This window comes from Bradyrhizobium sp. BRP19 (genome assembly GCF_020194195.1).
In the GTDB taxonomy this organism is placed as follows: domain Bacteria; phylum Pseudomonadota; class Alphaproteobacteria; order Rhizobiales; family Xanthobacteraceae; genus Bradyrhizobium; species Bradyrhizobium yuanmingense.
Map to the genome: position 1 here is coordinate 1 of NZ_JADYVZ010000245.1, position 385 is coordinate 385.

Here is a 385-nt window from a genome sequence, read left to right on the forward strand (position 1 = left end):
GTTGGCAATCGCGTTGATAGTGGCCAGCCCCGCAGCGGCTGCACTGTTCGAGAGCATGCCGGAGGCCAGCGCCCAGAACGGCCCCTTGAACGAATAGGCCCCGACCAGCACCGCGCACAGCATCACCATGGTCGGCACGAGAGAGCCGCTGAGCGACGTGCCAAACAGGCCCAGGCCGATCAGCAGCATGGGAATGGCGGTATGCCAGCGGCGCTCCTTGAGGCGGTCCGAGCGGCGGCCCCAAACTACCATCAGCACCGATGCCACCGCATACGGCACCGAGTTGAGCAGCCCCGTCTGCATGACGGTCAACCCGAACGATTTCAGCAGCTGCGGCTGCCACACAGACAGCGTGCTGCCGGCGGCCGATGCGCACACGTCCACC

Annotated in this window: 1 protein-coding gene; it reads right to left on the bottom strand. The window is 66.2% G+C overall.

Annotated elements, in window-relative coordinates:
* Positions 1-385 (bottom strand): MFS transporter (locus I6F36_RS39395; RefSeq protein ID WP_225173339.1); only part of this gene is annotated, 385 nt, incomplete at both ends.